This is a genomic window from Shewanella chilikensis (assembly GCF_002836945.1).
In the GTDB taxonomy this organism is placed as follows: Bacteria; Pseudomonadota; Gammaproteobacteria; order Enterobacterales; family Shewanellaceae; genus Shewanella; species Shewanella chilikensis.
This window is the reverse complement of sequence record NZ_NIJM01000041.1, coordinates 1-20323: the sequence shown is the minus strand read 5'-3', so window position 1 is coordinate 20323 and position 20323 is coordinate 1. Positions and strand designations below refer to the sequence as shown.

General features: G+C 51.9%; 19 protein-coding genes. 13 read left to right on the top strand and 6 right to left on the bottom strand.

Features of this window, described 5'->3' with window-relative positions:
* The first annotated feature begins 49 nt into the window (after positions 1–49).
* The 5 genes from CX651_RS14650 to CX651_RS14630 all read left to right on the top strand — a co-directional run bounded on the left by CX651_RS14650 (position 50) and on the right by CX651_RS14630 (position 4915).
* Positions 50–1315 (top strand): SDR family oxidoreductase, encoded by a 1266-nt coding sequence (locus tag CX651_RS14650; RefSeq protein ID WP_157822690.1) that lies wholly within the window; start codon positions 50–52, stop codon positions 1313–1315.
* Positions 1316–1503: 188 nt separating this feature from the next.
* Positions 1504–2265, top strand: a complete 762-nt coding sequence (cysQ, locus tag CX651_RS14645; protein WP_101056650.1) for a 3'(2'),5'-bisphosphate nucleotidase CysQ — start codon at positions 1504–1506, stop codon at positions 2263–2265.
* A 28-nt stretch (positions 2266–2293) separates the two neighbouring features.
* On the top strand, positions 2294–3196 hold the full coding sequence (gene mak, locus CX651_RS14640) for a fructokinase (protein WP_101056636.1): 903 nt from the start codon (positions 2294–2296) through the stop codon (positions 3194–3196).
* A gap of 313 nt (positions 3197–3509) precedes the next feature.
* A complete protein-coding gene (locus CX651_RS14635) occupies positions 3510–4172 on the top strand; it encodes a YdcF family protein (RefSeq protein WP_224866350.1) in 663 nt (220 codons plus the stop codon).
* A 68-nt stretch (positions 4173–4240) separates the two neighbouring features.
* Positions 4241–4915, top strand: coding sequence for a DUF2982 domain-containing protein (locus CX651_RS14630; RefSeq protein WP_101056635.1), 675 nt, complete (start codon positions 4241–4243; stop codon positions 4913–4915).
* A 106-nt stretch (positions 4916–5021) separates the two neighbouring features.
* On the opposite strand, the gene CX651_RS14625 is transcribed toward CX651_RS14630, so the two are convergent.
* The 6 genes from CX651_RS14625 to galU form a co-directional block, all read right to left on the bottom strand.
* Positions 5022–7289: an OmcA/MtrC family decaheme c-type cytochrome gene (locus CX651_RS14625; protein WP_101056634.1), complete on the bottom strand. Its 2268-nt coding sequence runs from the start codon at positions 7287–7289 to the stop codon at positions 5022–5024.
* Between the two features lie 288 nt (positions 7290–7577).
* Positions 7578–8552 (bottom strand): LysR family transcriptional regulator, encoded by a 975-nt coding sequence (locus CX651_RS14620; protein ID WP_101056633.1) that lies wholly within the window; start codon positions 8550–8552, stop codon positions 7578–7580.
* 151 nt (positions 8553–8703) lie between these two features.
* Complete coding sequence (locus tag CX651_RS14615) at positions 8704–9108, bottom strand: bactofilin family protein (protein WP_101056632.1); 405 nt, start codon at positions 9106–9108, stop codon at positions 8704–8706.
* A gap of 115 nt (positions 9109–9223) precedes the next feature.
* Positions 9224–9703, bottom strand: coding sequence for a ferredoxin-type protein NapF (napF, locus tag CX651_RS14610; RefSeq protein ID WP_101056631.1), 480 nt, complete (start codon positions 9701–9703; stop codon positions 9224–9226).
* Between the two features lie 2 nt (positions 9704–9705).
* A complete protein-coding gene (galE, locus tag CX651_RS14605) occupies positions 9706–10719 on the bottom strand; it encodes a UDP-glucose 4-epimerase GalE (RefSeq protein ID WP_101056630.1) in 1014 nt (337 codons plus the stop codon).
* A complete protein-coding gene (galU, locus tag CX651_RS14600; RefSeq protein WP_101056648.1) occupies positions 10716–11627 on the bottom strand; it encodes a UTP--glucose-1-phosphate uridylyltransferase GalU in 912 nt (303 codons plus the stop codon). Before galU ends, galE begins: the two co-directional genes overlap by 4 nt.
* Before the next feature lie 286 nt (positions 11628–11913).
* Here galU and phhA point away from each other — a divergent pair, with 286 nt between their 5' ends.
* The 8 genes from phhA to CX651_RS14560 all read left to right on the top strand — a co-directional run.
* Positions 11914–12705: a phenylalanine 4-monooxygenase gene (phhA, locus tag CX651_RS14595; RefSeq protein ID WP_100145291.1), complete on the top strand. Its 792-nt coding sequence runs from the start codon at positions 11914–11916 to the stop codon at positions 12703–12705.
* 54 nt (positions 12706–12759) lie between these two features.
* On the top strand, positions 12760–13098 hold the full coding sequence (locus tag CX651_RS14590) for a 4a-hydroxytetrahydrobiopterin dehydratase (protein ID WP_025010903.1): 339 nt from the start codon (positions 12760–12762) through the stop codon (positions 13096–13098).
* Positions 13099–13296: 198 nt separating this feature from the next.
* Entirely contained in the window at positions 13297–14835 is a 1539-nt protein-coding gene (gene tyrR / locus CX651_RS14585) for a transcriptional regulator TyrR (RefSeq protein ID WP_101056629.1), read from the top strand.
* 261 nt (positions 14836–15096) lie between these two features.
* Positions 15097–16086: a fumarylacetoacetate hydrolase family protein gene (locus CX651_RS14580; RefSeq protein WP_025010901.1), complete on the top strand. Its 990-nt coding sequence runs from the start codon at positions 15097–15099 to the stop codon at positions 16084–16086.
* 159 nt (positions 16087–16245) lie between these two features.
* Positions 16246–16905: a maleylacetoacetate isomerase gene (gene maiA / locus CX651_RS14575; protein WP_101056647.1), complete on the top strand. Its 660-nt coding sequence runs from the start codon at positions 16246–16248 to the stop codon at positions 16903–16905.
* 462 nt (positions 16906–17367) lie between these two features.
* Positions 17368–19479: a S8 family peptidase gene (locus CX651_RS14570; protein WP_101056628.1), complete on the top strand. Its 2112-nt coding sequence runs from the start codon at positions 17368–17370 to the stop codon at positions 19477–19479.
* Positions 19480–19491: 12 nt separating this feature from the next.
* Positions 19492–19938 (top strand): hypothetical protein, encoded by a 447-nt coding sequence (locus CX651_RS14565; RefSeq protein ID WP_101056627.1) that lies wholly within the window; start codon positions 19492–19494, stop codon positions 19936–19938.
* A gap of 249 nt (positions 19939–20187) precedes the next feature.
* Positions 20188–20323: helix-turn-helix domain-containing protein (locus CX651_RS14560; RefSeq protein ID WP_157822673.1), on the top strand; the 136-nt coding region annotated here is incomplete at its 3' end.

Genomic DNA, 20323 nt, shown 5'->3' with positions numbered 1-20323 from the left:
GGATACGAGCCACAAAATCCATCAACTGATTAGCCATGAATCCCGAATCGTGAAAGCCAAGACTACCCGAATATTGATCACCGGCGCTCATGGCCAGCTCGGACAGGCACTGCTGGCGAATTTGCCTTGGTTGCCCGAGTTTTCGCCTTCCAGGCTGCGAATGGAGATACCTGAGGCAAGCCTGGTGTCCGGCAGTGCTGTAAAACCCCGCAGTGCTATAGCACCAGGCAGCGCAATTGAAATAGTGGCGCTCGGGCATCAGCAGCTGGATTTAACTTCAGCAGATTTGCCCGAGCGGCTCAGTGAAATCAATGCCGATGTGATAATCAACTGCGCCGCCTACAACGCCGTGGATGCGGCCGAGCAGGATATGGCTGCCGCCATGGCGCTCAATGCCGAGGCGCCGGAGCGTTTGGCCATCTGGTGCCGGCAACAGGGGGCTTGGCTTATCCATATTTCGAGCGACTATGTCTTCGGGAATGTCTTCGGAAATGTCTTCGGGAATGATTTGGGAAGTGTTTTCGGAAACGTTTCTGGGAATGCTTCTGCCAATATGCTCGGGAATGCGCCCAGAGCCTTGACCGAGAGCGATGTTTGCGAGCCTTTGAGCCTGTACGGTCAGAGCAAGCTCGCCGGCGAGCAGCGCTTGCTTAAGGCCAATCCCGGCGCCCTGGTGCTGAGAACCTCTTGGCTTTACAGCCGTTTTGGCAGTAACTTTGTGTTGACCATGGGGCGATTGCTGACCGAGCGCCCCGAGCTCAAGGTGGTGGCGGATCAGGTCGGCACGCCAACCTGGGCCGAGGCGTTGGCGCGGCTTATCTGGCAGTTGCTCATCTGGTTTCATCTTAAGCCAGAGAAGTCCGCGGTGCTGAGCGGCTGCTTTCATTACGCGGCAACGGGGCAGTGCAGCTGGTATCTTTTCACCCAAGAGATAGCCGAGCAAATCGCCAAGCAGCAGTGCAATTCAGCGCCAAGCTCTCAGGCGGCGGTGCCATTGCAAACCGCGTCGCCATCTCAAGCCGCGTTGCAATCTCAAGCTACATTACATTCACCAGCAAACCCGGCGCCAATCACGCCAAGGTGCCGGATAACGCCTGTCAGCACAGCAGAATACGGCGCCTTATTGAATCGAGCGCAGGCGCCGCGCCCGGCGTATTCGGCGCTCGACTCAAGCGCTCTCAAAGATGCCATGGCGGCCATGCCTTCGGCATTTCGCTGCTATTTGCCAAAAGATTATCCGTCACCCATCTGGCTTTCCTGGCAGGCGCAGCTGGCGCTGATGCTTTCGGGGCTTGGTGCATCTTCCTTGGGTTGAATCGGCTTAAACAGGATGAAAAGTAAGGCAAAACCGGCTGTAGATTATAACCAGTAGCTAAAGGTTATACCCGCCAAAGCCGGGTGGCTGGCATAATAAACTATCTTGTTGATCCAAAGGATGAAACCTTGTCGAATAATCCCCCCAAGACCTTGCTTGATGTCAAGCAGCTGACACTTTTGGCCGAGATGGCCCGCGCTGCCGGTGAGGCGATAATGCAGTATTATCAGGGCGGCGAACTGGCGATTGAGCGCAAGGCCGATGACAGTCCGGTCACGGCTGCCGATCTTGCCAGTCACGCCGTGTTGCAACAGGCGCTGGCGCGTGAGTTTCCAGCCTGGCCACAGATGTCGGAAGAAGCGGCGGATATCCCCTGGGCGCAGCGGCGGGGCTGGGAAACCTATTGGCTTATCGACCCTCTCGATGGCACCAAGGAGTTTATCAAGGGCAACGGCGAATTTACCGTCAACATTGCGCTTATTCACCGAGGCCAGGCGGTCGCCGGTGTTGTCTATGTGCCCGCCACAGCCGTGTGCTATTTGGGCGCGCTGGGACTTGGTGCCTGGCGTGAGACCCCAAATGCGGCTGGATACCAGCGGGTGGAATTGAATGCCAGGGCCGGGGTTAAGCGCCAGGTTCCTGTGATTGTCGGCAGTCGCTCGCACTCGAGCCCGGGGCTTGGCGAGTATCTGCAGCAGCTTGGCGAGCACGAAATGAAGAGTGTCGGCTCATCACTCAAATTCTGTCTGCTTGCTGAGGGCAAGGCAGACATCTACCCCAGATTGGGCCCTACCAGTGAATGGGACACGGCGGCGGCTCAGGCCGTGCTTGAGAGTGCCGGTGGCCGAGTTTTGGAATATCCAGCCGGCAACAACTTAAAATATAACCAAAAAGAAACTATCCTCAATCCTTGGTTTATCGCATACAGTGCCGATTGGGCTTGCGATTGAAGCAGATATACACACCGGAGTTGCAAGCATGATGCGTATCGGCGTTGATTTGGGCGGCACTAAAATTGAATTGGTGGCTTTGGGTGATTCCGGGAGTGAGCTGTTTCGCAAGCGAATAGCTACCCCCAGAGACTATCAGGCGACCCTTGAGGCCATCTGTGCCTTGGTCGATGAAGCCGAGACGCAGCTGGAAATGACAGGAACTGTGGGTATTGGCATTCCCGGAGTGATCTCGCCCTTTTCCGGTTTGGTGAAAAATGCCAACTCCATTTGGTTAAATGGTCATCCGCTCGATAGAGATCTTGAGCAGCGTCTGGGGCGCAAAGTGCGGGTTGCCAATGACGCTAACTGTTTTGCGGTCTCCGAGGCGCTGGATGGCGCCGCCGCAGGTAAAGAGGTGGTGTTCGGGGTGATCATAGGCACAGGCTGTGGTGCCGGTATAGCCATCAATGGCAAGGTGCATCAGGGTGGCAATGGCATAGGTGGTGAGTGGGGCCATAATCCCTTGCCCTGGATACGTGCCGAAGAGTTCAACAGCACTGAGTGTTTTTGCGGCAAGCACGATTGCATCGAAACCTTTATTTCGGGAACCGGGTTTGTTCGCGACTATAACCAGGCCGCCGGGACGCAGCTCAGCTCGGGCGCCGAGGTGATGGCATTGCTGGAGCAGGGGGATGCCGAGGCCGGCGCGGCCTTTGAGCGCTATCTTGACCGTCTGGCCCGTTCTCTGGCCCATGTGATCAATCTGCTGGATCCGGACGCCATTGTACTTGGCGGCGGTATGTCCAATGTGCAGGCCATTTATCCGGCATTGCCGGAAAGACTCAAGCGCTATGTGGTCGGCGGCGAGTGCCGAACCCCTGTGTTGGCCAATCACTACGGCTGCTCCTCCGGGGTACGCGGCGCCGCTTGGTTGTGGGGCCGGGACTGAGTTTGGCAAGGCGCCCGGGCCGTGTTACTGATATTCGACTTAGGTACTTTAGACACTCTAGGCACTTTAGACAAAAGGGAAAAGCGTTCGAACATGTATTGGGGCAAGCGAGTCCATAGCCCTTCGCCAATCACTGGTCAGTCGGGTAAGGCTTCTGTAAGCTATGGCTACTTTTGCCAACCTTCGGATATCAAGCGTGTTCTGGCTGAAAAAAATCTTATCTCAATTCTTTATGCCCATCCCGCTAACCTTGGTCACTCTGCTATTGGCCTGTTTTTATATCCGTCGCAGGCCGGGAGTAGCGCGCGCTCTGATGGTTTTTGCCATAACTTGGTTGCTGCTGCTTTCCAGCTCTATCGGCAGCAGCACTTTGCTTGCGGGGCTTGAGCGTCAGTATCCACTTTATACCGCTGCGCCGGCGCGCTCCTGTGTGGTGATGGTACTGGGGTCTGGCCATGATGATCAGGTTGGCGGACTCGCGCGACATATGTTGTCGGCAACGGCGCTTGAGCGTCTCAGTGAAGGGGTGGCGCAGCTCAAGGCCGCCAACAGCAAAGATTGCCTGTTGGCGGTCAGTGGCTGGAACGGCGGTCTTGAGCAGCAGAGTCATGCCCGGCGAATGGCCGAGGCTGCCATCGAGTTGGGGGCCGAGCCATCGCGAATTCTGATGCTGGAGTCGGCCCGCGATACCATAGAGGAAGCCCAGGCGTTGCGGCAGACCTTCGGTGCTGGCACTGATGATAAAGGGATAGATGCCTTGGGTGGCAGACAACTGATCCTGGTCACTTCTGCCAGCCATATGCCAAGGGCGATGCGAATATTCCGTTCGACCGGGCTTGAACCTCAGGCGGCACCGACCGGTTTTCTGCTTAGGCGCGATCACTGGTGGCGCCTGAGCACATCCAATCTGGATGATTCACAAAAGGCGCTGCACGAATACCTGGGATTGGCCTGGTTGACTGTTACCGGCCGCTAATGGTTCTGAACCCTGGTCATGAAATGAATAAACGGCTGACAAGCCGCTGATAATAGAGCGAAAGCGTTATGGAAACTATCACTATAAAGCCGGGCAGCAAGCGCAATGGCATTACATTGACTCTGGCTGGAGGGCTGGGCATAGTCCTGGGGTTGGTGTTGTTTATCGGTTGGCCCTGGATGTTTGCCCCTGGAATCGCGTGTTTTGCCCTGGGGGCCGTGTCTTTGGTGCTGGGTATTGCCAAGCAGCTCGAGCCCCATGTCAGTCTTGAATTCAGCGCCGAAGGGCTGAGGTTCTTCCATCGCCGCGGTAGCTTGTTTGTGGCTTGGGATAATATTCAGCGGCTGGATCAGCCCAGAGTCACCCAAGGTATGGAGCAACTGACGTTGCCCTATATAGGGCTCAAGCTCAAACGTATCAACCCATTACTGGATGCCATTTCCCCGAGGTTAGCGACCGGGCTCTTGTCGGAGCAGCGGCCCTTGCTGATGACAGCTGCTGCCCAGGATGAAGAACTGCAAACACTGGAAGCGGCACTCAGCGCCGAGTTTGAACCCCTGACGGTCAATAATGAACGCTACCGAGGTGTATTGGCCATGTTTGGTCGCCGCTGCCTGACGCTGGACAAGTACTTGGGGTATCACCTCTATATTCCCGTGGATGCATTGGATCAACCGCCGGAGAGCTTTGTCCATAAACTGCGACAGCTGTGGCAGCAGAGGGTGTCGGCTACTGAGTTGTAAGTTATGGCTTAAGTAAGTTGAGAAAAGGCAAGGGGACCCGGTTGGGTCCCCTTGTTGTTGCAGAGTTGAGGGAGGGCCTTGCAGGGACAGCCCTCAAGGTACGGTACTAGTGAGCACCCCCTGCGTGTACCTTATCTACGCCATAGGTCTTTCCTTCGGCGTGACAGGTGGCACAGGACTCAACCGGTAGGTTGGCGTCTGTGGCAGCATCACCGGCAACTAAGGCACCATTACTCTTGAAGTGGGCCAGAGCGGCCGCATCAGAGTGAGCGTGACAGGTACGGCAGGATTCGGCAACCGGGGAGATATACTCGGTTGCTGAAATCTTGATCCCACGCTTGGCGGATGTCAGACCTCCGTCGGCGGCGAACAGCGGTGTGTCGTCTTTGTGGCAGGCGGTACACTCGGTTTCCACTGCAGGGTAGCCATGCAGCTCGCCTGAAGCGTCACGGAAGATGGCGGCTTCACCCCAGTTACCACTGTGGAAGCGGTGGGCAACTGTCATCAGATCCCGGTTGGCATACAGGAGTCCGGGGACTTCGGCAAATATAGGATTGCCATCGGCATCCAGATTACCTGTATTGTACTCGGAGGTGCCGTGATAGGAGCCATCATAGCTGTTGTTGTGGCAGTCCATACACTGATCGAAGGTGTAGGTGCCGTGGCGGGTACCCTTGATATAGTCCAGGGTGCCGTGACAGGCATTACACTTGGCTTCGCTGGCGCTCATCCGTTCTGCAATGGCAAAGCGGGCTGTGACAGCATCACCACCATCAAGGTTATAGAACTTAACGCTTGAAGTGGCGCCAATCGGATTGACGGCATCGAATGGCATGCCTTCGGCACAGGCGGCTATCTTACCTGAGTTATCGACACAGAAGTTAGCCTCGGTACCGACGTAAATGGTGCCCATCGCCTGAGCTTCCGGTACATCAGCAGTCAGGGTCAGCACGCCATTGACGGCGTTGCCGCTGGCTAGACCGGGCCTGCTGCCCCAGCGGGTGACTTCGCCTCTGGTATCCACATTGCCTATCAAAGTAGCGTCTTTATTGAGCACCGCCAGTTGAGCTGCATCTGTCAGTGGTTGACCATTGAAGCTGACATTGGCTGTGATGGTGACTAGTTTATTGCCGGCTGTGGTAGAAGCTACAGCCGTGGCAGAGGTGAATTCAACGGTCAACAGCTCGGCATATTCAGCCCGTTTACCCACTTTGTGAGCTTGCATAGGGCTGAGTGCTCCGCTGCCATGACAGGACTGACATTGGCTGTCATCTGTCTGGGCCAGGTTGAAGTCTGAGTGGCCGGCGCCGGTTTCAAAGTTGACATTGATATGGCAACCGACACAGGCTTCACGGTAGATATTGGCGTTCCAGGAGTCACCGTTGTTGTGGCAACTGGCACAGTTGTTAATTTCTGCCGGGAAGCCGATTTCACCGAAGTACTCTTTGGCTTCACCTGAGAGGAAGCCAGCGATGTGATGGCCGGCATGCAGCCTGTGAACCATGGGACCGAAATCAAATACCCAACCTTCGGCTTTTTGGGCTTCGTTCGGTACCAGAGCCGGGTTGTGGCAGGCAACGCATTTCTCTGTGCTTTGGTAGTTGTGGTGCGCGTTTATCTTGGCGATGCGGCCTTCGACTTCACTGTGGCAGGCAATACAGGCGGCATCTGTTACCGTGTCTTTACCTGTGGCTTCAACCAGTTCGCCGGATGCCGGAATATAATCCAGCGGCGTAGAGAGCACCTTGTCTGCTATGGCTGTGCCACTGGCATCCTTGAGGTTATAGGCGCGCAGGAACAGGCGATGAGGTGCGCTGAGGTTGTCGTTGGCATTCATAATGGGGGCGACCCCGTCATGTGCCCAAGTGCCGGTATAGGTACCTGGCTCGGCCGGATCTTCAACCAGGAGACAGGCATCGCCAGTCTGACCTCTGGAGCTATAGGTGCCATCCAGGGTGCAATACATGGAGCTGCCCAGTTCCTGAGCCGTGGCATTATTGACCCATTGCAGCGGTGCACCGCTGCCCGAGTCATTGCTCATGGCGGTAATAGAGTAGAGGGCGACCTGATCCAGGCCAGTCAGAGGGACTCGCTCCCCTGAGCTGTTGGTGGCCGAAGCCTTGAACTTGAGGGCGAAGGTTTCGCCGCCTGCCAGCGTGTTGTCGGCCGGCACTATCTCGAAACTGACATCGCCGGCACTGATAATGGTGGAAGTACTTGAACCTGCGGGGGCACCTGGCTGTCCGGGTTCGCCTGGTATACCAGGTTCACCGGGGGCTCCGTCTTTTCCGTCCTCACCGTCCCCGCATGCGGTAAGGCACAATAGACTGGTCAGAGCCAGCGCCAGTAATGACTTATTGTGTTTTTTCATCATAGCGTCCCTTTATTCAAATTATGGGTACTGCCTTTGCAGTTATTTGAATATACATACATCTAAAGTAGTAGTTTTGATTTATTGTTTTATTTGTGAAATGCGAGTTAATAAATTGATAAAGAAATGGCGGGTAGCGAAATCGGTAATTTCAGTTTTTGAAATTACCGAATGCACAGAGTTACCAGCGGAAGTTGGCTATAAGTAGCAGATAGTTTTGGACAAATGGGAGAATGGGCTGATTCTGAAGGTAGCAAAGATGCCAGGTAATGAGCCGGAATCAATCAGTTCTCAATATTCAGCCTTGGGGTAAAGTTCTTGAGTGACCAGGCTCAGCAACAGTTTTCTTTGTTGTTCGGAATAACGGCGATAGCTGGGGGCCTTTTCCACCAAGGAGTAGCTTGGCAGCGAAAATGCTCGGTGGAGTTTAGTTACTTCGGTTTCCGGCAGATGTTGCACTCTCAAGCCAGGCATGCCTTCAATAAGCGCCATTTCATTGGGGGTGCTGAAGGCTACACTGCCCATGGTCAACAGATGAGCATGCCATTCTTCCCTGTCGTGTACGGCGTGCACCTGGGATAGGGGAATGCCTTCCTGCTGACAGAAGAGCTCCATGGGATCCATGCGCTCGTTGAAGCCCTTGATGGTCAAGTAAACGAAAGTATATTGGCTGATATCTTCGAGGGTGATGGCCGGCGATCTTTGCCACAGGGGATGATCTTCGCGGCTGACAACACATACCCCCATGGTTTGCCCGAGCGAACTCAGAATGAGATCCAGCTGTTCGGGGTGCTCCAGGCAGACCCCCAAGTCCAGTTGCCCGCGGTGAATTTTTTCTGCTGAATCATCTTGCCAGGGATAGAGTCTGATCTGGCCCAACTGCTGTTGAATGTTCGTCTGTCCCAGTTTCATCGCCAGCGAGGAAAGTAACCCATGCGCTACGGCTACATGAATACAGATATCGCTCGAGGGCAGACGGCTCTGATGAACTTGTTGTTCCAGACGGTGCACTGAGTGGATGAAATCGCAAACCGGTTGGTATAGATTCTCCGCCAGAGGTGTAGGCTTGAGTTGTTGCTGACGGCGATAGAAAAGCTCGTCGTCAAAGGCTAATCTCAGTGCCGCCAGGCAGCGGCTTATTTTAGGGGCAGACACTGCCAATTCTCGCGCTGTACAGTTGGCGTGCCCTGTTTCATAGATGTTCTTGAACACCATGAGGGTAAAGATATCCAGCTCACACAGCTGTTTCAATAATCGACTCGACATTAGCATCCATCCTATGGATTTATACCTCTTTGGAGATAGATGCTAGACCAGCACAAATATGATTACTGTGACTGAGCACAATTCAGTGCGCTTTTCGAATTTATTGTGATTAAAATGTGATAAAAGTCATGTTTGTGTGCTTTTTTGATCACTACTCTTGAGCTTGGAGCTTAAGTTCAGTCATAGGGGGATTATCATCGCCAAGCTCTTTAAGCAAGTTAACCTCATCTTTGACTCTGATACCGATAAATTGACCACCTTCGAAGATCTCCATCGACTTACTGGCGACTTCTCCCTCGACCGTGCCGGTACCGCAGATAGTCAATTTTTCACAATGGAGTTTACCGCGAAATACCCCTGATACCTTGAGTTCTTGGCAGTTAAGTTCGCCATCAACCAGGCCATTGGCTTCTATGATCAGCTTATTTTCAGCTGTTACCTTTCCATATATAGCGCCGCCGATTAGGGTCTCATCATCGAAGTGGCTTTCGCCGGTAATCTTGCTGCCCTGGGCAATATAGGTGAGCCCTGCCGTTTTTTTATTTTTACCAAACATAGTACTTTTTAGTGGTTTTTATCAGGGGAAACTCGATATTACCTGTTATCGCAAAGTAACAAAACCACTAATATTTGGCGCTGTGGGAGTCAGATTTTTGGCTCCCGGATGGGAGTCAGTCGGGGTTTGGCTCTCGTAGCTTGATGGCAGAGGCGGGGCAGGGCGCAACGCAGGCGCCGCAGCCATTGCAGCGCTCTGCATCCAATACCGGCAGGGCGGTAGCCCCTAAAAGGGGCGGAAAGCGGATCGCCCGCTCGTCGCAGGCATCCTTGCAGCTCTGGCAGACAATCCCCTGGCGGGCGAGGCAACTGTCGGCAAATTGGGCAATGAGCCGCCAAGGCGCTTCGCCAAGAGGCCTGAATACCGGCTGTTCACAGTGGGTGACACAGGCCTGACAAAAGCTGCATTCGGCGCGCTGAAAGTCAAGCTCCGGAAAGCCACCATCCCCCTTGATTAACACTTGAGTCTCGCAGGCATCCACACAGGCGCCGCAGCGAGTACAGGCGTCGGTAAATTCCGCTTCCGGTTTGCTCCAGGGCGGCCGAACCACATCACTCTTGCGGCGACTGAACAGGCGTCTGCGGGACAGATCCATGATTAACCTTTGTAACCGTTAGGATTGTTGGATTGCCAGTTCCAGCTGGAGTCGGCCATATCCTGCAGGTTGCGCTCAGCCTTCCAGCCCAGTTCTTTGGTGGCATGGGTAGGGTCGGCATAACAGGCGGCGATATCGCCGGGGCGACGTGGGGCAAACTCAAAGGGGATCGCCTTTTTGCAGGCTTTTTCAAAGGCTTTAACCATCTCAAGTACGCTGTAGCCCTGACCGGTTCCCAGATTATAGGTGACCAGACCTGGATTGGTGGCGAGCTTGTCCAGAGCCTTGAGGTGACCTATGGCCAGGTCAACTACGTGGATATAGTCGCGCACACCTGTGCCGTCTACCGTGGGGTAGTCATTGCCGAAGACGCTGAGTTTATCGCGCTTGCCGACTGCAACCTGGGCGATAAAGGGCATCAGATTGTTGGGGATATCGTTGGGATCTTCACCGATGCGGCCGCTCTTGTGGGCGCCGACCGGGTTGAAATAACGCAAGCGGGCGATGTTCCAGTTGGGTTCGGCTGCGGCCAGATCCGCCAGAATATGTTCCACCATCAACTTGGACTGACCATAAGGGTTGGTGGCCGATGTAGGAAAAGTTTCGGTGATCGGCAGACTGGCGGGATCGCCGTAAACTGTGGCCGATGAGCTGAATACCAGGTTGCGAACGCCATATTCTTTCATTACCTGGCACAGAATAAGGGTGCCAGTGACATTGTTTTCATAATATCTGAGCGGCTGGGCAACGGACTCACCCACCGCCTTAAGACCGGCGAAGTGAATCACGGCTTCGAAGCTGTGGTCGCTGAAGACTTTCTGCAGGAATGCCTTGTTGAGGATATCACCTTGATAAAAGAGTACGTTCTTGCCGCTGATCTCTTCGACTCTGGCCAGGGCTTCGACACTTGAGTTGCTCAGGTTGTCTATTACTACAACCTCTTTGCCCGCGGTCAGAAGTTCAACCAGTGTGTGGGTGCCAATATAGCCGGCACCGCCGGTGACCAAAATTGTCATGCTTTACATCCTTTTATCAAATCGCCCAGATAGGCGGCAAATTCACATCCAAGCTCGGGGTGGCGCAATGCATGTTCCACCGTTGCCTGCATATAACCCAACTTGTTGCCGCAGTCATGGCTCTTGCCACGCATATAGTAAGCGTTGACCTGCTGGCTTTGCATCAACATGGCAATGGCATCCGTGAGCTGGATTTCATCACCGGCACCGGCTGGGGTTTTGCCAAGCAAGGGCCAGATAGCGGCAGGCAGCACATAGCGACCCACTACAGCCAGGTTGGAGGGGGCTTCGTCGATATCCGGTTTTTCAACCAATTTAAGCAGAGGTTGGGATTCGCCCGGCTTAAGGTCGTGACCGTTGACATCGGCTATTCCGTATTGGTCTACCTTCTCGTGAGGTACACCCTCGACCATGATCTGCCCGGTTCCTGTGCGGTCGAACAGGCTGACCATTTCGGCCAGGTTATCGCGGGAAAGATCGCTGGCAGCATCGTCTATCAACACATCCGGCAGCAGTACGGCGAACGGCTCATCACCTACTACCGGACGGGCACAGAGAATGGCGTGCCCCAGCCCTTTGGCCTGAGCCTGGCGGACGCTGATCACAGTGACATTTTGCGGGCAGATGGACTGCACTTCATTGAGCAGTTGCCGCTTTACCCGCCGTTCCAGCTGGGCTTCTAGTTCAAAACTGGTATCGAAATGGTTTTCAATGGAGTTTTTACTGGCGTGGGTAACCAGCACGATTTCCTTGATGCCGGCGGCAATGGCTTCGCTGACAACATATTGGATCAAGGGTTTATCTACTACCGGCAGCATCTCTTTGGGAATGGCCTTGGTGGCCGGCAGCATACGGGTGCCAAGACCCGCAACGGGGATTACCGCCTTGCGGATGGTGGTCGATTTTATCGGCATTCAGATACCTTGGGTGCTCGGGATAAATCAGCCCCTATTGTAATGCAGTGGCACCGAAAAGCCATTTGCAAAAAGGGCTAATTTTGCTGGAAACTTGCAAAAAATCCTGCCTGGGCTGCAAGAGTAAGCTACTGAACTTACCGAGCCAAATACTATTTTGTAACCAATTCTTTACAAATCTTCTTCGCTCGCCTCCGGAAATAAAGTGTGAGCTGGTTAACAAAAGTGCGGCCTTGAGTGAACATGAAATCAGAAACGATTCAGGCAGTGAGTATGGACTATGAGTAAAGCAACTCAATATGTGGCCCGTCACCCGGGCAGTGATGGCCGAATAGATTACCCGCAGGACGAGCACGCCATCTGGCAGGAGCTGTATGCCCGTCAGGAACACAACTTGCCTGGCCGTGCCTGTGATGAATACATGCAGGGGCTCAAGGCGTTGGACTTGCCTAAAGACAGGATCCCGCAACTGGGCGAGCTGGATGCCGTGTTGCAGGATACCACTGGCTGGAAGACGGCAGCGGTGCCGGCGCTTATCTCATTCGGGCGCTTCTTTGAACTCCTGGCGAATAAGGAGTTTCCGGTGGCGACTTTTATCCGCAGCAGGGAGGAGTTTGATTATCTGCAGGAGCCGGATATCTTTCATGAGATTTTCGGTCATTGTCCTTTGTTGACCAACCCGGCTTTTGCTCATTTTTCCCATATTTATGGTCAGTTGGGGCTTGATGCCAGCAAGGAAGACAGAGTCTTTTTGGCGCGTCTCTACTGGTTTACCGTGGAGTTTGGTTTGTTGCGTACCCAGACCGACGGCCTGAGAATTTACGGTGGCGGTATTTTGAGTTCGCCCGGCGAGACACTGTATGCCTTCAGCGACACGCCGGAGCGCAGACCCTTTGAGCTGCTGGATGTGTTGCGCACTCCCTATCGGATAGACATTATGCAGCCCATCTATTACGAGATAGAGCATATTGATTTTCTCGATGAAATCGCCCGCATGGACATTATGAAGGCGGTTACCCAAGCCAAACGACTGGGACTCTTTACCCCCAAATTTCAACCCAAAGCCAGCTGATACTGGCGGTAATGGCCTGTGTGCAAGAGTGCAGGCCACTTTCAAGGAGATGTTATGACTGAACTGGCCAATATGAAGTGCGAAGCATGCCGCGCCGATGCTCCCAAGGTGACAGATGCCGAGCTTGCCGAGCTTATTCGGATGATCCCGGATTGGGGCGTACAGGTGCGCGATGGCATCATGCAGCTGGAGCGGGTTTACAAGTTTAAAAATTTCCGGCAGGCAATGGCTTTTAGCAATAAGCTGGCGGACTTGGCTGAAGAAGAGTTTCACCACCCGGGGATCCTCACCGAATGGGGCAAGGTGACTGTGACCTGGTGGTCGCACTCCATTAAGGGGCTGCACCGTAACGACTTTATCATGGCTGCCAAGACAGACCAGTTGCTGGATTAATCTTTTCCTAATATATTCAGTGTGTTGATTATGTCTTCACACTGAACCCTCTCCCTTTGTTACAAATACGCTGTAAAGCGAGCTTGCCACTTGTGTCAGAACCTTCTAACGTATAGGGCGCATTTTTACATCGCCTGCCGACCTCTCAAAGCAGGCGATAATCCCAAAGAATCTGAATTATAAAAGGGAATGACAGTTATGCGCTTGGAAGTTAGTTGTCAGGATCGCGTTGGTTTAGCCAAGGATATTTTAATGGTGCTGGAGCGATACGGGATTAACCTTATCGCTATTGATGCCAGTAACAAGGGATTCTTATATTTGCAGTTTGCCGAGGTCGGTTTTGAGACCTTGAGTGAGTTGATGCCCCAAATCCGTAAGGTGGAAGGGGTGCACGACGTCAGAACCGTTTCTTTTATGCCCTCGGAGCAGGAGCATTACGCCCTCAAAACCCTATTGAAAACCCTGCCGGATGCCGTGTTCTCTCTCGACGGAAAGGGGCGAATTCGTATCGTCAACGAGTCGGCCTTGCTTATTCTGGATATGGCCGAACATGAAGTGATAGAGGAATCCCTCAATCACTGGGTGCAAGGCTTCAATTTTGGTCGCTGGCTCAGTGAGCCCAAGGTGTTGGCGCAGGCCACTCGGGTCTCTATTGGCAGCAATGAATATCTGGCCGAGATGCTACCCATCTATCTGCCGGATGAAAACGATAAGAGCATTCTCGCCGGCGCCGTGGTGGCGCTTAAGTCGCCGGCGCGGGTGGGCAAACAGTTCAACGCGCTGCAGAGCCAGAGCAGCGGCTTTGATTCCGTGCTGGCTGTCAGCGATAAGATGAAAGAGGTACTCAAGCAGGCCAAGCGCATGGCACAGTTGGATGCGCCTTTGCTGATCACCGGGGAAACCGGCACAGGCAAAGAGCTGATGGCCAGGGCTTGTCACGATGCCAGCATGCGGCGGGAGAAACCCTTTATTGCCATCAACTGCGCCGCCATGCCCGACAGTGCCGCAGAAGAGGAGCTGTTTGGTTATGTCAGTAAGGGGGAAGTGGTTAAGCGGGGTTTCTTCGAAGAAGCCAAGGGTGGCACCGTCTTCCTCGATGAAATTGCCGAGATGTCCAAGGCCGCTCAGGTCAAATTGTTGCGCTTGCTGCAGGATGGCAGTTTCCGCCGTATCGGCGGCGATGTAGAGGTGCGCGCCGATGTCCGTATCATCTGCTCGACCCAGAAGAATTTGGCGGAGTTGTGTCAGACCGGTGAGTTCCGTGAAGATCTCTACTACCGAATTCATGTACTGAGTTTCCATATGCCGGCGCTGCGTGAACGCAGGGTCGATATTATCCCGCTGACGGAGATGTTCCTTGAACACTACAGCCAGCAGCTTTCCAGCCCGGTGCGGCGGATCTCGGCGTCCTGTCGCGATCATCTGTTGACCTATGCCTGGCCGGGAAACGTGCGGCAACTGAAAAACGCTGTATTCAGAGCGGTATCCATGTGGGACGGTTCGGCCGAATTGACCATAGAACAGTTGAAACTGCCTTCTTATGCCGAAGGTTTTGGCTATTTCGACAAGGAGTTTGAAGGCACCTTGGATCAGGCCATGAAACAGTTCGAAGCCGGTTTGCTGAGGCGGCTCTACCCGGCGTACCCCAGTACCCGCCAGTTGGCGAAAAAGTTGGGGGTATCCCACACCGCCATTGCCAATAAACTCAGGGAATATGAGATCAGCAAGAAGCGCTGAAGCCCTGTAAAGCGGATTTGCCGCCGGAATGGCTGAAATTTAGGCTATCTTTGACCGCAAAGCCTTTACCGGCGCTTGCGGTTGGCAAGCGTCAGTGAAAGTTTACAAACCGGTTCTCAAAGCGGTTAAACGTGAAGTGAGTCACAGAGTTTTCATTGCCCGCGGCATGAGGTATTACTGGCGGGATAACAGAAACGGATTGAGCCGGGCACATAGCCTGATGAAAACCATTAATCCGGGCAGAGACAGGAAGGAGCAGGTATGAAATTAGCGACATATGACAATGGACGCCGCGATGGTCAACTCATGTTGGTCAGCCGAGATTTGAAGAAGACAGTGGCTGTCCCCGCCATAGCCCAGACCATGCAGCAATTGCTCGACAGTTGGTCACTGCTGGAACCTCAGCTCAGAGAGCTTTCCGATGCCCTGAATGCCGGCATGTTGGACAATACTCAGGACTTCGACGAGAGTCGTTGTCTGTCACCTTTTCCCCGCGCTTATCAGTGGGCCGACGGCAGCGCCTATGTCAATCATGTTGAGCTGGTACGCAAAGCCCGCGGTGCCGAAATGCCGGAGTCTTTCTGGACAGATCCCCTGGTGTATCAGGGCGGTTCAGACAGCTTTATCGCTCCCAGAGCCGATATCCCGCTGGCAAGCGAAGATTGGGGCATAGATTTCGAGTCGGAAATTGCCGTGGTCACAGATGATGTACCCATGGGCGTGAGTGCTGAAAACGCCGCCTCTCACATCAAGCTGTTGATGCTGGTTAATGATGTGTCGCTGCGTAACTTGATCCCGGCCGAGTTGGCCAAGGGCTTTGGCTTCTTCCAGTCCAAACCTTCCAGCAGTTTCTCACCGGTGGCAATCACACCGGATGAGCTGGGGGATAAATGGCAGGATACCCGGGTTCATCTGCCGCTGATCACCCATCTGAACAACGAGCTGTTCGGCAAGCCCAATGCCGGGGTGGATATGACCTTTAACTTTGCCGAGCTGATCGCCCATGTCACCAAGACCCGCCCCTTGGGTGCCGGTGCCATCATAGGCTCGGGCACCATTTCCAACTATGACAGAAGCGCAGGTTCCAGCTGTTTGGCCGAAAAGCGCATGCTGGAAGTGATTGCCGAGGGCAAGGCCGTCACGCCATTTATGGGCTTTGGAGACAGGGTCAGAATCGAAATGCTGGATGATGCCGGGCATAGCATCTTCGGCACGATAGATCAGCAGGTAGTTGAGTATATCGCCGAGTAAAATGACTCGATAACAAAACGGGGCTCTTTGAAGCCCCGTTGGTTTTAATACCGGCTTGGTGTTTCCTTCGAATGCGTCAGCGTTAAGACCTTTGGATACAGCGTCACCAGGGCGGAGTCGCAATCTAAGGCTAGCGAGCTTTGGGAGAACAACTTAATGTTGAAATTATATGGTTACTGGCGCTCCAGCGCTGCTTATCGGGTGCGGATTGCGCTCAACCTCAAGGGACTTTGCGCCGAGCAGCTTTCGGTTCATTTGGTGCGCAATGGCGGCGAGCAGCATCAGGCCGCTTTCAAGGCGCTAAACCCGCAGGAGTTGGTACCGGCTTTGGTGGTGACGGATGACACCGACGAGCGAGCCGAGTTGGTGTTGTCCCAATCGCTGGCGATCATTGAATATCTGGATGAAGCCTTTGGCGGTGAGGCACTGTTGCCGGGTGATATTGAACAGCGGGCGCTGGTCAGGGCCATGGCAATGGGAATTGCCTGTGAGATCCATCCTTTGAACAACTTGCGGGTGTTGCAGTATCTGACCGGGACGCTCAAGTTGGATGATGCGGCCAAGAATGATTGGTATCGCCACTGGGTCGAACAGGGCTTTGGCGCATTGGAGCAGCAGTTGCAGCAGTACTCGGGCAAGTATTGTTTTGGCGACCAGGTCAGCCTGGTGGATATCTGTCTGGTTCCCCAGGTTTATAATGCCAAACGTTTTAATATCGACTTGTCTCCTTATCCCAATATTTGCCGTATTAATGATGAGTGCTTGACGTTGCCAGCCTTTATTGATGCCGCACCTGAAAATCAAGCGGATGCTCAGTAGTTTTCTTGTTTTATAGTCATCTATACGGTGACTATAGAATAACCTTCCAAATACCCCCGTGTTTGAAAAACTTCTCTTATAAAATGATGTCTTTCTGTTAATAACAGGCTTTTAAAAATAAAATCCAGCCGGCAATTTGTAACCAATTGTTTAAACGGCATGCTGTTTTTATTACATTTGCGATTTGGTTTATATAGGAAATTGTTTTTATATTTATAGGTTTACCATTTCTTTTTTTAGTTTTTATAAAATACTTAAAATAACGTATTTTGTATCGTAAGTCGGATTTTTTCTGCTTGTTGTTTTTCTATTATTGAATTAGTTGATACATATGATACATATGTTAAGGCTTGATTTTGGCCAAACTATAACAATAAAAAAGTACGTCATACCTATTAACTAGCTGTTTCCGAAAACCAGTTTTCGGCGATATGACGTTTTATTATCAAAAGGAAAAGAAGCATGCATAAGTCGGTTATTTCACTGAGTATAGCTGCAGCCTTATTGGCGGGCTGTGGCAGTGACAGCAAGAAGGCACCTGAGCCGGTAAATACTCCTCCGGAAAGCCGGGATGTAACCTATGACGTTCGTCAATCAGTACGTCTCAATGGACAACTGGAAGGAAAAGATGCCGAAGGAGGGATCACCTTTTCACTGGTTGATCCCAATGAAGTCAAGCTAGGGACTTTGACCATCAATGATGCGGCCAAGGGGAGTTTCAGTTACCAGACAGATGCGTTGGAAGGCACAGAAGTCGTGCGTTTCAAAGTCAGTGACGGTAAGAGTGAATCTATTTCTGCATTAACCTTGAGAATAAAGGGAGGTGACCCTCTGTATCAGCATCAGTGGCATTTGAAAAATACCGGCCAAAATGCCTTTGCCAGAAACCGTGGTGTGCTCGGTGAAGATATCAACGTCAATGATGCCATAGCTTCAGGTGCTACCGGCAAAGGCGTCATTGTCGCTGTGGTAGATGATGGTCTGGAGATCAGCCATCCGGATCTCAGTGCCAATGTGATTGCGGGCGGATCCTATAATCTAATCACAGGTACAGTTGACCCGACACCATTTTCCAACAGTGCGTCACATGGGACTTCGGTTGCAGGAATCATAGCCGCTGCCGGGTGGAATGGCATAGGTGGTCGGGGAGTTGCACCTGAAGCTAAGCTTATCGGTTTTAACTTCCTGGATAGAGATCCTAGCCGCGAAATCCGCAATGTACAAACCTTTGAAAATTTCGCCAAATCCCATGGCGCCAGTGCTTATAGCGACCGAGCCAGGGTGTTTAACCAAAGTTATGGAAACCAACCTGTGATTCCAGGCCTAATGAGAGAAAATGAGTTTGAAGTTTATCAGCAGGTGACAACCAAGAGTTTTAATGGCAAGGGCAGTGTTTTCGTTAAGTCTGCCGGTAATGGATATAATTATAATTTTTTGGGTTATAACGCTACAGGGCAACCTAGATATTTATTACCAAAAGACTTCTATACAGCCAGAGATGAAAATAGGCCGGCCAATAAAGGATTACCCTATCACAATGCCAACATGTCTCCAAATAATACCAACCTCTATAACCTTGTGGTCAGCGCAGGAAGTGCAAATGGTAAACGCAGCAGTTATTCATCTGTGGGGGCCAATGTTTTTGTTAACGCTCCCGGCGGGGAGTTTGGTACTTATAACCCTGCAATTGTGACAACGGACAGAGCTGGTTGTGACAAAGGCAGTTCGGTTACCCAAGAGCGCCCCAGAACCCCTTTTAATGGGGGCCAGCATCCGCTCAATCTTGAGTGTGACTATGTCTCCAATATGAATGGCACTTCGGCGGCGGCCCCGAATGTCAGTGGTGCGATTGCCATGATAATGAGCGTCAATCCATCACTCTCCTGGCGTGATATCCGGCATATTCTAGCCATGACGTCCAAGCAGGTAGATGTCAATATTCAGCCCATCAGAGTTCCATTAAATACGGACGCTAGTCAGCTTTATGAAGCCGTGCCTGCTTGGTTTACCAATGCTGCCGGGTTTAAATTCCATGATTTTTATGGTTTCGGGCGCATTGATGTCAGCAAAGCGGTTGCCATGGCTAGAAATTATAAAGCGAATTTAGGCGAATATCGGATAAGCGATAGCTTGTCTCGTACCGAATTGAATGCGGCAATACCGGACGCCTCCCTGGAAGGCGTCAGTGATGTACAGAGGTTCGATTCAGATTGGATTATTGAAGGCGTACAAATTAATCTTACAGCAGAGCATAAGCGTTTGGCTGATCTGGCTGTTGAGTTAATTTCGCCTTCTGGTACTCGCAGCGTTCTTATGACGCCTTACAATGGATTTGTTCCTATTCGAAACTCCGGATACACAAATACTCCCATGTTATCCAATGCTTTTTATGGTGAAAATGCCAGAGGAAATTGGACTTTAAAGGTTATCGATGTAAATAGTGGCGAACAGGGATACATTTACCGAGAAGGAACGGTAAATTTAGAAGAAAAACTATTGGAAAATGAGGCTAATGGAGTACTCAAATCCTGGTCTTTACGTATTCACGGTCACCAAGCCGTAAGCGCTTCTTAATAAGGGGGGAATATGAAAAATATCACAGTGATAGTTGTTTCGTTACTTATTTCTGCTATGTCTATGACAGTGCAGGCTAAAGCTTTTTTGAAAGATGATTCTTTATTGGATAAAGTCGCTCCCGAAGTTTATGATATGGATACCCTATTGGTAAAAATTAATGATAGAGTTGTAAAGGCAGAGACTTTATCAAAGGGGCAACCTTTGGTTGATTCTGCTGGTGGTGTTATTGCGATTCCAACAGGGAAATTCATTATAAAATTGGCAGAAGGCGTCTCGGCTACCGAATTTTCTCAACAGCATAATTTGCGTTTGGATTGGCGAAGTGATAATAACCTCCTTCTGTTATCTGCACCGGATGGAAGCGATTTGTTAAAGGTTTTGGGTTCAATAAAACAGAATCCACAGGTCCTCAGAGCAGAATTGGATCTGGCACAGGACTTCTATCAAGCTTGGTGATTAAGTTGAGTATGAGCCTCTCTTTATTGATAGTATATTTAAAGGGATTGATAAGAGGAATAGGCAGGGGCTTAAGCTTCTGCCTTTTGAATTTTGTTAAAATATTTTTCTATATATTTCATTCCATTTCTCAAATATGGAAAGCCCGAATTCAGATAATAAGTGCACCACTCATGGTTAAACGGTGAGGAGAGATCAACTGCCTGTTGGTGATACTCTGTAGTCGCCAAACAAACATGAGTAGTTACCATGAATTACAAGCAGTTGATCGAGGGACAACGATACCAGATTGAGGCCTATTTACGCGAGGGTTTCAGTTATCGGGAGATAGGAAAACGTCTGAAAGTCAGTCACAGCACAATCAGCCGGGAAGTAAATCGCAATC